This window comes from Pedobacter frigiditerrae (assembly GCF_004331645.1).
Taxonomy (GTDB): domain Bacteria; phylum Bacteroidota; class Bacteroidia; order Sphingobacteriales; family Sphingobacteriaceae; genus Pedobacter; species Pedobacter frigiditerrae.
In genome coordinates this window covers 689,785-703,207 of sequence record NZ_SJSK01000002.1, presented here as the reverse complement: position 1 = coordinate 703,207, position 13,423 = coordinate 689,785, and the positions used below count along the sequence as shown (strand labels likewise).

The window sequence follows — 13,423 nt, the reverse complement described above, 5'->3', positions numbered from 1 at the left end:
TTTTTTACCTAAAGTTAAGTTGAAAAAATCTGCTGATTAAAAATCTTGTTGCACATTTTTAAACTCCTAACTTTTTATTAGCTTTGTTACTATATGCTATCAAAGAAAACAAAGTATGCTATAAAAGCATTGGTAATTTTGGGTAAAAATATGACCCAACCACCAATGCAAATCGCTCGTATAGCCGAAGAAGAGCATATTCCTAAAAAATTCTTAGAGCAAATTCTGTTAGACCTGCGCAACGCTGGATATTTATACAGTAAAAAGGGAGCTGGAGGCGGTTATAGCCTTAATAAAAATCCAGAAGACATTTATTTGGTAGATATTTTACGCATTACTGATGGGCCAATTGCCATGGTTCCTTGTGCAAGTTTGAAATTTTATCATAAATGTGAAGAGTGCCATGATGAAGTAACTTGTGGTATTCGTAAGGCATTTATCGATGTTAGAGATGCTTCTTTAAAGGTTTTAAGCGAAACAAGCATAGCTAATATCATCGAACGCGAACAAACAGCTTTAAATTTACCTATCATTTAAAGTTTTTCTAGTCATCCTTACGTGTACCGATCCGCTAGCTAGCGGATTCATTGAGGTAGTGTATTAGAAGGGATTTGAAGTGCAAAGCTTGTGGTTATTGGTTCAGGCTAGTCCCGTGCCAAAGGCACTCCTTTGTAGCCAATACTGCAATTCCCGATGAAGAATCGGGATATTTCCGCGTATTCCGGGGCTAAAATACAAAATCAGTGCTTTTATGAAACAGAACAGGAAAAAGTTTATCAAGAACCACTTCCCATAATCTTAAACCTGATAGAGCCAAATAGCCCGCAACCCGATTTTTCATCGGGTGAGGACTATAAGCGATAGCAGGGCTGAAGGCTGCCAAAAGCTTGCTCCAATTCATTTTCAACGATAAAACGTTCTCCTTATGCTCTCTTTCAATAATTATTTTAAAAAAGTTTATAAAATAAGACTACTAAGTCTATATACTTTGTATATTTGTATAATATTATTTTGCTTGAGAGCTTATTTTTATAGTCAAGGCAAATATAATATGGCGAGAGAGGCGGTTAAATGCAACTCTTAAACAAAACGTAAACCAAATTTATTATATGCAAAGTTTTAGAACAGAACTAGAAAATCCTGTTGTGGAGAGAGATATTATTGACCTTGAAAAAAAGATTAATGATTTTCGTTCGGGAAAAATTCACGACGAACGTTTTAGAAGTTTGCGTTTAGCGAGGGGTATATACGGTCAGCGCCAACCAGGCGTGCAAATGATTCGTATTAAACTGCCTTTTGGTAAAGTCAGTTTCAAGCAATTATTACGCATTGCGGATATTGCTGATGAATACGGAAGTGGGAATTTACACTTAACAACTCGTCAAGATATTCAGCTTCACTATGTGAGTTTAGATAGAACGCCAGAACTTTGGGCTAAACTAGAACAAGACGATATTACTTTAAGAGAAGCTTGTGGAAACACTGTTCGTAATGTAACCTCGTCGCCAACATCGGGTATTGACCCAGACGAGCCTTTTGATGTTTCGCCTTATGCACAAGCAGTTTTCGCTTACTTTTTGCGTAATCCGATTTGCCAAGAAATGGGAAGAAAGATTAAAATCTCTTTTTCATCAAGCGATAAAGATACAGCATACAGCTATATCCACGATTTAGGTTTCATTCCTAAAGTAAATGAGAAAGGAGAACGTGGTTTTAAAGTTTTATTTGCTGGCGGATTAGGGGCACAACCTTTTTTAGCAAGTGCAATTAATGATTTTTTACCAGAAGACCAGTTAATTCCGTTCTCTGAATCTGTTTTGAGAGTGTTTGACCGTTATGGTGAACGTAACAATAGAAATAAAGCCCGCTTAAAATATTTAGTTCAGAAGTTAGGTTTAGAAGAAGTTTTGAGATTGGTTGAGGAAGAAAGAACAGCCAATAAAGTGAAAATTTTTAAAATAGATTTAACAACTGTTCCTCTACCAAGTTATCCATTTACGCAAGACTATCCTGAAGTTGCTTTAGAAAATGAAAATCATTACGAGCATTGGTTAGCTACAAATGTTTTTGAACAAAAGCAAAGTGGGTTGTTTGGCGTTTATGTAAAAATATTAGTAGGTGATATTAAAACAGATAAGGCAAGAGAATTCATTAATGCCATTAGACCTTATGTTGCTGATGAGATTCGTGTAACTCAAAATCAAGGGTTTTTGTTAAAGTTTGTGCAAGAAAATGCTTTGCCATCTTTATATAGAGCGTTATCAGACATTGGCCTTGCCAATGCAGGATTTGATAGTTTAGCTGATATTACCACTTGCCCAGGTACAGATACTTGTAACTTGGGTATTTCTAACAGCATGACTTTGGCTGAGGTTTTGGAAGAAGTGGTTTACGAAGATTTTCCAGCGTTTATTTACGAGAAAAACATCAAAATAAAGATTAGTGGCTGTATGAATTCTTGTGGTCAGCATGGTTTAGCAGAAATTGGTTTTCACGGTAGTTCGGTAAAGGCAGAAGGAAAAGTAGTGCCAGCTGTACAAGTGATGTTAGGTGGCGGAACGGTTGGAAACGGTGTAGGTAGAGTTGCAGAAAGAGTAATCAAAGTGCCTTCAAAAAGAGCTACGCAAGTTTTACATTTCTTGTTAAACGATTTTAAGGCGAATAACCAAGAGCATGAAAGCTTCCATCAATATTATGATAGAAAAGGGAAGGATTATTTCTATCAATTATTAAAGCCACTTGGCGACTTAACTAACCTTAAGGCTGAAGAGTTTGTCGACTGGGGTCACGAAGAAACATTTGTAACTGCAATTGGTGTGGGCGAATGTGCTGGTGTTGTAATTGATTTGGTAGCTACTTTATTGTTAGAAGCAGAGGAGAAATTAGGTTGGGCAAATGAGGCATTAGAAAATCAGGCTTATGCCGATTCTATTTACCACAGCTATAGCACTATGGTAAATGCAGCAAAATCTTTATTGTTAGATAAAGGCGTTAGCAGTAGCACCCAAGCAGGTGTAATTAGAGAATTTGATAATCATTTTGTAGAAAGTGGTGAATTTACTTTTAATACCAGTTTTGCAGATTTAGTGCTTCAAATTAATAAAAACGAACCATCAGCAGTTTTTGCTAAGCAATATTTTACAGAAGCAGCTGAATTTTTAAATGAAATAAAAGTCCTAAGGGCGACTGTATAATGGGAGAAAGAAATTTAAATATAGAACCAAAAATAACCTTATTAGGCGCTGGTCCTGGAGATCCAGATTTGTTGACTTTAAAAGGCGTAAAGGCTTTGCAAGCTGCAGATGTGGTACTTTATGATGCTTTAACCAATGAAGCTTTATTAACTCACGCACCTGCGGAAGCGATTAAAGTTTATGTTGGCAAACGTTCTGGCGAACATTCTTATGCACAAGATGCAATTAACAAATTGATGGTAGATTATGCCTTAAACTATGGTCACGTAGTACGTTTAAAAGGCGGCGACCCTTTCGTTTTTGGTAGAGGTTATGAAGAACTAGATTATGCGGATTCGTATAACATTCCAGTAACCGTAATTCCAGGTATTTCTAGTTCAATTGGCGTACCGGGTTTGCAACAAATTCCAGTTACACATCGTGGATTGAGCGAAAGTTTTTGGGTAATTACAGGTACAATTTCAAACGGACAGGTATCTGATGATATTTATCAAGCTGCAAAATCTAATGCTACGGTTATCATTTTAATGGGCTTAAAGAAATTAGCTGAGATTGTAGAAATATTTAAAGCCGAAGGAAAACATCAATTACCTGCTGCAGTTGTTCAGAATGGTTCATCTGATCATGAAAAGTTGGTAGTTGGTCAAGTAGAATCGATTTTAGAAATCACAAAAAAAGAAAATATAGAAGCGCCAGCTTTGCTTATTTTTGGAGAAGTAGTATCATTACACCCATCGTTTAAAACTTTGATTGCACCATATGCTTCAATCTCCTAAAACCAATAATAATGTGCCTTTTTCTCAAGAGGAGAAAGGAAACCAGCTGTTTCCAGTTTTTGTAAAACTGAATCAGTTGCGTACTTTATTAATTGGTGGGGGAAATATTGGCTTAGAAAAATTAACAGCAATAGTTAACAACAGCTTTCAAGCTGATGTTACCATTGTTGCTGAAAATATAAATCCCGTAATTGTTGACTTAATTGTAGGTTATCCGAATGTTAAGATTAAACAGAAACGTTATGATGCTTCAGATTTAAATGATGTGGATATTGTTTTTGTGGCCACAGGCGATAATGTTTTAAATGAGCAAATAAGAACAGAAGCACACGATAAAGGTTTGTTGATCAACGTTGCCGATAAACCAGAACTATGTGATTTTTATTTAGGTTCCATTGTTCAAAAAGGAGATTTAAAGATTGCAATTTCTACAAATGGAAAATCGCCTACAATTGCAAAACGTTTAAAAGAGATTTTAAATGATGGCATTCCTGCAGAGTTGGATGAGACTTTGCAAAACATGAGTGCCTTGCGCCAGACTTTAAAAGGAGATTTTGCTTCAAAAGTTAAAACATTAAATAAGGTTACAGAAAATTTAATCAACAATAAAAAGAGTTTTGCAGAGCGAAATATTAAATGGCTAATCTGGCTTTCTATTATATTATTTATTTATACAGCGGGTTTAACACTTTGGAATACTGAGCCGGAATTTAAAACCTTTTTAATAGACATAGACCCATTATTCTATTGGTTTTTAGGAGCTGGATTTGTATTTGCAATGGTTGATGGGGCAATTGGAATGTCTTATGGCGTAACTACTGCTTCTTTTTCATTGGCTATGGGATTACCACCTGCATCAGCCAGTATGGCCATACACATTTCTGAAGTTTTAAGTAATGGAATTGCTGGTTGGATGCATTACAAAATGGGTAATGTAAACTGGAAACTTTTTAGGTTATTAATTATTCCAGCCATTATTGGAGCAGTTTTAGGTGCTTATATTTTATCATCCTTAGAACACTACAGTGCTTATGTAAAGCCTGTTGTTGGAGTTTATACCTTGGTTTTGGGTGGGATTATTTTAAAGAAAGCTTTCAATATTAAGAAAAAGAAAGCAGCTGGAGATAAAATAAAAAAGATTGGCCCTTTGGGCTTTGTCGGTGGTTTTATAGATGCCGCATTTGGCGGTGGTTGGGGCTCGATTGTATTGTCAAGTTTAATCGCCGGAGGAAGACATCCATTGTTTTCTTTGGGAACAGTTAAGATTTCGAGGTTTTTTATTGCAACCTTAAGTTCGCTTACATTTTTTACAATGTTGGGTGGTAGGTATTGGGAAGCAGTTTTGGGATTAATTATTGGAAGTGCTTTAGCATCGCCAATTGCAGCAAGAGTTTCTAATAAAATATCTGCAAAAACAATCATGGTGGCTGTAGGTATCATCGTTATGATAGTGAGTTTGCGTAGCGTTATTATGTTTATTTTAAAGCTGATTTAGAGATGGAAGAATTAGAAAATTTAAAGCAAGAATTAGCTGGCTTAAGCATCGTAGATAAACTTTGGTACTTAACTAAAAAGTACGAAGGCAGAATAGTGTTTAGTACAAGTTTTGGCTGGGAAGACCAAGTAGTTACCGATATCATATTCGCTAATAAAATTCCTATTAAGGTTTTTACATTAGAGACAGGCAGGTTGTTTCCAGAAACCTATTATGTGTGGAACAGAACGCTAGAAGTTTATCAACAAACTATTCATGCTTACTACCCACAAGCAGATTTATTGCAAGCAATGGTTAATGCAAAAGGACCGAGTAGTTTTTATGAATCTGTAGAAAATAGAAAAGAGTGCTGTCATATCCGTAAAATAGAACCTCTAAAAAGAGCTTTGTACGGGAACGAAATTTGGGTAACTGGAATTAGGGCAGAGCAAAGTCCGAATAGAGAAGATATGCACGATTTGGAATATGATGCTTCAAATCAGTTGATCAAGTTCCATCCAATTTTCGAATGGACTTTAGAAGAAGTAAAACAATATATTAAGGACAATAATATAGTTTACAACACTTTACATGATAAAGGTTTCCCAAGCATCGGCTGTGCCCCATGTACTAGGGCGGTGCAGCCAGGTGAAGATTTTAGAGCAGGAAGATGGTGGTGGGAAGACCAAAGTAAAAAAGAGTGTGGCTTACACAATACTGCTGAAGAGATTGTGGCGAGCAAGGAATAAAAGAGAGAAAAGAACAGGAGCAAGGAATTAAGAAAGTTTGGAATGAAACATTACAACTTTTAAACATTACAACATCTACAAATGAGCGAATACAATTTTGATTATTTAGACGAATTAGAGGCCGAGGCGATTCATATTTTACGTGAAGTAGCAGGGCAATTTGAGAAACCCGCGTTGTTGTTCTCTGGAGGAAAAGATTCGATAACATTGGTGCGATTAGCAGAAAAAGCATTTAGACCAGGTAAATTCCCTTTCCCTTTGGTACACATAGATACTGGACATAATTTTGAAGAAACCATTGAATACCGTGATGAAATGGTAGCGAGAATCGGCGAAAAACTAATTATTGGTTCAGTTCAAAAATCTATTGATGAAGGTAAAGTAATTGAACAAACAGGCAAAAATGCTAGTCGTAATGCCTTACAAACGGTTACGCTTTTAGATACTATTTTAGAAAATAAGTTCGATGCCTGTATTGGTGGTGCCAGAAGAGATGAAGAAAAAGCTCGTGCTAAAGAACGTATTTTTTCGGTTAGAGATGAGTTTGGCCAGTGGGATCCAAAACGCCAACGCCCAGAATTATGGAACATTTATAATGGTAAAATCCACAAAGGCGAAAATGTTAGGGTATTTCCAATAAGTAACTGGACCGAGCTTGATGTTTGGAATTACATCCGTCGGGAAAACATCGCTTTGCCAAGCATTTATTTTGCACACCAACGCGATTGTATTACTAGAAACGGACAATTAATGGCAGCTTCACCATTTTTAAATATGGATAGTGATGATATTGTAGAAAGCAAAAAAGTTCGTTTCCGTACGGTAGGAGATATGTCTTGTACAGCTGCAGTAGAATCTGATGCCGATTTAATTGATGATATTATTCAGGAAATCAGCGATTCGAAAATATCAGAACGTGGCGCTCGTATGGACGATAAGGTTTCTGAAGCTGCAATGGAAGACAGAAAAAAAGGGGGATACTTTTAAGGAAGTACAGAGTAGTTAGTATATAGTATTTAGACATATGCTTAACTACAGATTATTAAATGAAGTATTTGGTTTTAGACGATTTGACATCTAACTACTAATATCTAAATATAAAAAAATGAACATATTAAAATTTTTCACAGCGGGCAGTGTAGATGACGGTAAAAGTACCCTCATTGGTCGTTTGTTATATGATACCGATTCTATTTTGGCAGACCAGTTGGAAGCTTTGCAAAGCTCTAACAGAAAAAACGATGATGGAACAATAGACTTGGCCATTTTAACCGATGGTTTAAGAGCCGAACGAGAACAGGGAATTACTATTGATGTGGCCTATAAATACTTTCAGACCGAGAAGAGAAAATTTATTATAGCCGATACTCCGGGTCACATTCAATATACCAGAAATATGGTTACAGGTGCGTCTACAGCAAATTTAGCCATCATTTTAATCGATGCTAGAAATGGTGTTGTAGAGCAAACCATTCGCCATTCTTATTTGGTTTCTTTATTGGGCATTAAACACATTGTTGTTGCAGTTAACAAAATGGATATGATGGATTATAGCGAAACTGTTTTTTCTGCTATTAAAGAGAAGTATAAGGCTTTAGCACTTAATCTAGGTTTAAAAGATGTAACCTATATTCCTGTAAGCGCACTTAAAGGAGATAATATTGTACAACCATCAGCAAATATGGATTGGTACGAAGGAGAAAGTTTGCTGCACTTCTTAGAAAAAGTAGATACAGATTTGCAAGATAAAACCACACAAGCTCGTATGCCTGTGCAATGGGTAATCAGGCCACAGACAGATGAACTTCACGATTACAGAGGTTATGCAGGTAGGGTTTTAAGTGGGACTTTTAAGGTTAACGATAACGTTACGGTTTTGCCTGCGGGAACAAGTTCTACCATTAGTAAAATAGAATTCTTCGAAAATGAACTAGACCAAGCTTTAGCTGGTCAATCGGTTACCATCCATTTAAAAGATAACATCGATATCAGTAGGGGCGATACCTTGGTTAATTCATCGGCCTTGCCAATGGAATCTAAGTTAATCGAAGCAGATTTATGTTGGATGGATGGGAGAGCATTAGACCCATCAATTATGTATTTAATTCAACATAACAGCAAAACGACCAAATGTAAAATCAACGAGATTTTGTACAAGGTAGATATCAATACGTTAGAAAAACACGCTGCCGATGAGTTTAAACTGAATGATATTGGTCGTGTAATCATTAAAACTGCAGATGCTTTGGCATTCGATTTATATGGAGATAATAGGGCAAATGGTTCAGCAATATTAATTGATAGTCGTACCAACTTAACTGTAGGAGCATTGATGTTTAGAGCTTCGGTAGAATAGGTTAGTTCATTGGTTCAATAGTTCATTATTTTAGAATAAACTAGTAAAGCAATTTCAGCGGGGCGTCGGTTACGATAGCCCCGCTTTTCGTTTTACTTCGCTATCGTTCCTCAGCTTCGTGCTCACTTCAATCGGGTTTGGAGAACTTAAAGCTGTGCAGGAGACAAACAGCAAATCTCAAAACTATTATTACGCAATATTTTGATTCCAGATGAATCCTGCCATCCTCAAATCGCTTAAATCTTAATCCAGACAGTGTTTTAAATTTATTTTAAAATAAATTCTACTATTTCTATAGATTTTATATAAATTTGTTTTGTTGATATACTTAATACCCTGAGCGATGATTTTAAATAAGATAGAGAAAACTCAAGTAGAACCAAAAATTACATTAGTAGGTGCAGGTCCGGGCGACCCAGATTTGTTGACTTTAAAAGGTGTTAAAGCCTTGCAGACAGCAGATGTGGTTCTTTATGATGCTTTGGTAAATGAAGCTTTATTAAATCACGCACCAGAGAATGCTATTAAGGTTTATGTGGGTAAACGTTCAGGAGACGAATCATTCTCTCAAGACTTAGTTAATAAGTTAATGATTGATTACGCTTTAAACTATGGTCACGTTGTGCGTTTAAAAAGCGGCGACCCATTTGTTTTTGCTCGTGGTTTCGAAGAAATTGATGTAGCAGAATCTTATAGTATACCAACAGAAATTGTTCCAGGTGTATCAAGCGCATTAGGTGTGCCAGGTTTGCAAAAAATCCCTATGGTTTATGGTAACTTAAGCGAAAGCTTTTGGGTAGTTACCGGTACAAATTCACAAGGAGAAATTTCGCCAGATTTATATGTTGCCGCTAAATCTAATGCTACGATTGTGGTGTTAATGGGAATCGAAAAAATTAAAGAAATAGCAACGATTTTCAGAACCGAGGGTAAAGATAATTTGCCTGTTGCGGTAATCGAAAATGGTTCGTCTAAAGAAGAGAATGTAGTAGTTGGTATTGTAGATACCATTGAAGAATTAATAGAAGAAAAGAAATTGAGTTCTCCAGCTTTACTTGTTTTTGGTAATGTTGTATCATTGCATCCTCAATTTAATACCATAAAAGAGTTTTATGCAATTATGGCTCAGGAAGAATATTAGTAACCATATTTTATTTTTTATTTTGGAGCAAAAGGTTGGGTAGCAATATCCAACCTTTTCTTTTATAGAAATAAATTTTCTTAGGATAAGAATTATTTGAACACAATTAAATAATCAAAATTATTTTTTACTAAATGTTTGCATTACTCAATCTAATGCCTAATTTAAGTAAGTTTTTCAAAGGTATCGTATGGAAATAATACACTTCAGTGCAGAATGTTATCCAGTAGCAAAAGTTGGCGGTTTGGGCGATGTGGTAGGCGCACTGCCTAAATATCAAAATAAACTAGGTCATGTTGCAAAAGTGGTTATGCCTGCTTATGATACAAAGTTCCTTCATCAAAACGAATTTGAGGTTGTATATGATGGTTGGGTAAGATTGGGATATAATAATCATACCGTTAGGATATTTAGAGAACGAACAAATAAGTTAGGTTTTGATTTATTCCTAGTTCATATTGCAGGATTATTGGACCGTGAAAAAGTTTATGGTTATGATGATGATGTGGAACGTTTCATGGCATTTCAAATTGCAAGTTTAGATTGGATTGCTCAATGGGAACATAAACCTAACGTTATACATTGTCATGATCACCATACCGGGTTAATTCCTTTTATGATTGGTAATTGTAATAACTATCGTCATTTAAGTTACATTCCGACTGTTTTAACCATTCATAACGCACAATATCAAGGTCAATTTGGCTGGGATAAATTACATTATTTGCCAGCTTATGATTTGCGTAATTCGAGTAAATTGGATTGGAGTAATTCGATTAATCCGTTAGCATCTGCTATAAAATGTGCTTGGAGAGTAACAACGGTTTCGCCAAGTTATTTAGATGAAATAAGTTATAAGGCAAATGGCTTAGAAAGTTTGTTAGCCCAAGAGAGAGGAAAGTCATTCGGAATTTTAAACGGAATAGACAACGAAGTTTGGAATCCGCAGAAAGACCCAATGCTTACCAAAGCTTTTGCAAATAGAACTGTAGAAAGTGGAAAAAAAGCAAACAAAGACGCACTTTGTGATGTTTTTAATTTAGATAAAACTAAACCTTTATATACATTTATTGGTAGACTGGTAGGAGAAAAGGGAGCTGATTTATTACCTGATATTTTTTGGAACGCACTAGAACAAAGTGAGGGAGAGATTAATATTTTGGTATTAGGTTCTGGAGACCCAGCTGTTGAAGATAGATTAAATGAAATAACTCATTATCATCCTGGCAAGTATAATGCCTATATTGGTTATAATGAGGTATTGTCACATCAAATTTATGCAGGTGCAGATTTTCTGTTAATGCCATCGAGAGTAGAACCTTGTGGTTTAAACCAAATGTATGCTTTACGTTATGGAACAATTCCAATTGTAAGGCGCATTGGTGGATTAAAAGATACGGTAACTGACATTGGAGATGGGGGGTTTGGAATTTGCCATGATCAAACCAGCATTTGGGATGTTGGTCATGCCATAGGCAGAGCTTATGACTTGTACCTAGACCAAAAAAAGGTAAAAGAAATTCGTAAGTTTATAATGACTTTGGATCACTCTTGGGATAGAGCGGCACAACAGTACATTGATTTATACCAAATGTAAAACTAAATATATATGACCGAAAACGTATTGGGTGTTATTCTTGGCGGCGGCCAAGGATCTAGATTATCTCCGCTAACTCAAACCCGCTCTAAACCTGCTGTGCCAATAGGTGGCAAATACCGATTGGTTGATATTCCTATTTCAAATTGCATGAACTCTGGAATCCACCGAATGTTTGTATTAACACAATTTAATTCAGCGTCTCTTAATAAACACATTAAAAACACCTATCACTTTAGTCATTTTTCTAAAGCATTTGTAGATATTTTAGCAGCAGAGCAAACGCCAGATAACCCAACTTGGTTTCAAGGAACTGCAGATGCGGTGCGGCAATGTATGCATCACATTACCAATCATGAGTTTGATTATATTTTGATTCTTTCAGGAGACCAATTGTATCAAATGGATTTTAAGGCAATGCTGAAAGCTCACGTAGATAAAGGAGCTGAAATTTCTATTGCAACTATTCCTGTTCATGCTAAAGATGCTACAGATTTTGGAATTCTAAAAACAGATGAGGAGAGTTTCATTACCTCATTTATAGAAAAACCAAAGGCAGATTTATTACCGGAATGGACTTCTGAAACTAGCGATGAAATGAAAGGTGTTGGTAGAAATTATTTAGCCTCAATGGGTATTTATATTTTCAACAGAGATCTTTTGATCAAAATGTTAAATGAAAACCCTGATGAGAAGGATTTCGGGAAAGAAATTATTCCTCGTGCTTTATTAAATAACCACGTTTTAAGTTATCAGTATGAAGGCTATTGGACAGATATTGGTAATATTTCTTCATTCTTTGAAGCTAATTTAGGCTTAACTGATGAATTGCCTTTGTTTAATATGTTTGATAGTGCGCATACTATTTTTACAAGAGCAAGGATGTTACCTCCGTCTAAAATATCTGGCACAACCTTAGAAAGAACCATTATTGCCGAAGGCTGTATTATTCAGGCTAGTAGAGTGGAAAGAGCTGTTTTGGGTATTCGTTCTAGAATAGGAAGAGGAACAACAATTGCAAATTCGTATATAATGGGTAGTGACCATTACCAAACCTTAAAAGATATACAAGAAGAAACGCAAGCTGGTCATCCATTGTTAGGAATAGGCGATAGGTGTTACATCAACAATGCAATTGTAGATAAAAACTGCAGAATTGGTAACGATGTTCGCATTAATGGTGGTTCGCATTTGGCGGAAGGAGATTATGGGTTATACGTTGTAAAAGATGGAATTGTGGTAGTTAAAAAAGGAGCTACCATACCCAATGGAACTGTGATATAAATGTAAAACGTATAATGTAAGAAGGAAGATGTATAAATAATTGAATGGTCCTTACTGAAAAGTAAGGACTTTTTTGATTTTTTTTCATTCTGAGCCCGCAAAGAATCTCTTAAATTAATGGTTATAGGATTTATTATGCAATCCAAGTTCCTTCGATTTTGTCAATAACCCATTTGTTGTTAAATTTTTTTATGTAAATTATGTGTCCTTCACCACATAAGCCACCACAAGTATAGCTGGCACTTAAAATACCATAATTTTTGCTTTCATCGAACAAAATTCTACTCACATTAAAGAAACCGGAAAAAATAAAATCATATTTTTTATTCCAAACATCTAATGTACTTGGAAATTCACCTTTATTTTTAAAACTAAAATTTTTGTTAAGTTTAATAGCATTTATATCTATTATATAACTGCTATCCGTATCTTTTGCCCGATTTAATTTCTTGCCCTTAAAATATTTTTTAAATTCTATTTCAAGAGAGTCTTCAGAGTAATATATTTTAGAATTAATAGCTAAAACAATTTTTGAAGTATCTGTTTTTAACGAATCTTGTTTTTTAAGCCATAGCTTATATCTAATCTTTTGTTCTACTGTAGCTAAGGATGTATCAATTATTGTGTGCCCGTCTGCAGTTTCTTTAAATTTACCCAACATTGGTGGCGGACTTAAAAAAGCCCTTGGGTCTTGGCAAATGCTATCAACAATACTTGGGATTATTTCCATCAAAATGTCTTTTTCAAATGCAACATCCTTTTTAGCGTTTTTACAACTAATCAATAAAAAAATGGATGAGATGATAAGAGTTGTTAACTTTCGGCCCATAAAATATTAAGGTTTATAGTTTG

At 35.4% G+C, this 13,423-nt stretch carries 11 protein-coding genes; 10 read left to right on the top strand and 1 reads right to left on the bottom strand.

Going from position 1 to position 13,423, the window contains the following annotated elements; genetic code table 11:
• Positions 1-93 precede the first annotated feature (93 nt).
• The 10 genes from EZ428_RS09835 (at position 94) to EZ428_RS09790 (ending at position 12,571) form a co-directional block, all read left to right on the top strand.
• On the top strand, positions 94-537 hold the full coding sequence (locus tag EZ428_RS09835) for an RrF2 family transcriptional regulator (protein WP_131552969.1): 444 nt from the start codon (positions 94-96) through the stop codon (positions 535-537).
• A 572-nt stretch (positions 538-1,109) separates the two neighbouring features.
• Positions 1,110-3,194, top strand: coding sequence for a HEPN domain-containing protein (locus EZ428_RS09830; RefSeq protein ID WP_131552968.1), 2,085 nt, complete (start codon positions 1,110-1,112; stop codon positions 3,192-3,194).
• Positions 3,194-3,970, top strand: coding sequence for a uroporphyrinogen-III C-methyltransferase (cobA, locus tag EZ428_RS09825; RefSeq protein ID WP_131552967.1), 777 nt, complete (start codon positions 3,194-3,196; stop codon positions 3,968-3,970). Before EZ428_RS09830 ends, cobA (EZ428_RS09825) begins: the two co-directional genes overlap by 1 nt.
• A complete protein-coding gene (locus tag EZ428_RS09820; RefSeq protein ID WP_131552966.1) occupies positions 3,954-5,465 on the top strand; it encodes a TSUP family transporter in 1,512 nt (503 codons plus the stop codon). Before cobA (EZ428_RS09825) ends, EZ428_RS09820 begins: the two co-directional genes overlap by 17 nt.
• Positions 5,466-5,467: 2 nt before the next feature.
• Positions 5,468-6,193, top strand: coding sequence for a phosphoadenylyl-sulfate reductase (locus EZ428_RS09815; protein ID WP_131552965.1), 726 nt, complete (start codon positions 5,468-5,470; stop codon positions 6,191-6,193).
• Between the two features lie 81 nt (positions 6,194-6,274).
• Positions 6,275-7,180, top strand: a complete 906-nt coding sequence (gene cysD, locus EZ428_RS09810; protein WP_131552964.1) for a sulfate adenylyltransferase subunit CysD — start codon at positions 6,275-6,277, stop codon at positions 7,178-7,180.
• A 118-nt stretch (positions 7,181-7,298) separates the two neighbouring features.
• Positions 7,299-8,549: a sulfate adenylyltransferase subunit 1 gene (locus EZ428_RS09805; protein WP_131552963.1), complete on the top strand. Its 1,251-nt coding sequence runs from the start codon at positions 7,299-7,301 to the stop codon at positions 8,547-8,549.
• Positions 8,550-8,892: 343 nt separating this feature from the next.
• On the top strand, positions 8,893-9,690 hold the full coding sequence (gene cobA / locus EZ428_RS09800; protein ID WP_131552962.1) for a uroporphyrinogen-III C-methyltransferase: 798 nt from the start codon (positions 8,893-8,895) through the stop codon (positions 9,688-9,690).
• Between the two features lie 190 nt (positions 9,691-9,880).
• The gene (locus EZ428_RS09795) at positions 9,881-11,287 is read left to right on the top strand and encodes a glycogen synthase (protein ID WP_131552961.1); all 1,407 of its coding nucleotides are present in this window, start codon (positions 9,881-9,883) and stop codon (positions 11,285-11,287) included.
• A 12-nt stretch (positions 11,288-11,299) separates the two neighbouring features.
• Complete coding sequence (locus EZ428_RS09790) at positions 11,300-12,571, top strand: glucose-1-phosphate adenylyltransferase (RefSeq protein WP_131552960.1); 1,272 nt, start codon at positions 11,300-11,302, stop codon at positions 12,569-12,571.
• Positions 12,572-12,704: 133 nt separating this feature from the next.
• On the opposite strand, the gene EZ428_RS09785 is transcribed toward EZ428_RS09790, so the two are convergent.
• Complete coding sequence (locus tag EZ428_RS09785) at positions 12,705-13,400, bottom strand: hypothetical protein (RefSeq protein ID WP_131552959.1); 696 nt, start codon at positions 13,398-13,400, stop codon at positions 12,705-12,707.
• Positions 13,401-13,423 lie beyond the last annotated feature (23 nt).

Coding starts and splice junctions, on each gene's coding strand:
- EZ428_RS09835 (WP_131552969.1), top strand. CDS start 94: ATGCTATCAAAGAAAACAAAGTATGCTATAAAAGCATTGGTAATTTTG.
- EZ428_RS09790 (WP_131552960.1), top strand. CDS start 11,300: ATGACCGAAAACGTATTGGGTGTTATTCTTGGCGGCGGCCAAGGATCT.
- EZ428_RS09795 (WP_131552961.1), top strand. CDS start 9,881: ATGGAAATAATACACTTCAGTGCAGAATGTTATCCAGTAGCAAAAGTT.
- EZ428_RS09830 (WP_131552968.1), top strand. CDS start 1,110: ATGCAAAGTTTTAGAACAGAACTAGAAAATCCTGTTGTGGAGAGAGAT.
- cobA (WP_131552962.1), top strand. CDS start 8,893: ATGATTTTAAATAAGATAGAGAAAACTCAAGTAGAACCAAAAATTACA.
- cobA (WP_131552967.1), top strand. CDS start 3,194: ATGGGAGAAAGAAATTTAAATATAGAACCAAAAATAACCTTATTAGGC.
- cysD (WP_131552964.1), top strand. CDS start 6,275: ATGAGCGAATACAATTTTGATTATTTAGACGAATTAGAGGCCGAGGCG.
- EZ428_RS09785 (WP_131552959.1), bottom strand. CDS start 13,400: ATGGGCCGAAAGTTAACAACTCTTATCATCTCATCCATTTTTTTATTG.
- EZ428_RS09815 (WP_131552965.1), top strand. CDS start 5,468: ATGGAAGAATTAGAAAATTTAAAGCAAGAATTAGCTGGCTTAAGCATC.
- EZ428_RS09805 (WP_131552963.1), top strand. CDS start 7,299: ATGAACATATTAAAATTTTTCACAGCGGGCAGTGTAGATGACGGTAAA.
- EZ428_RS09820 (WP_131552966.1), top strand. CDS start 3,954: ATGCTTCAATCTCCTAAAACCAATAATAATGTGCCTTTTTCTCAAGAG.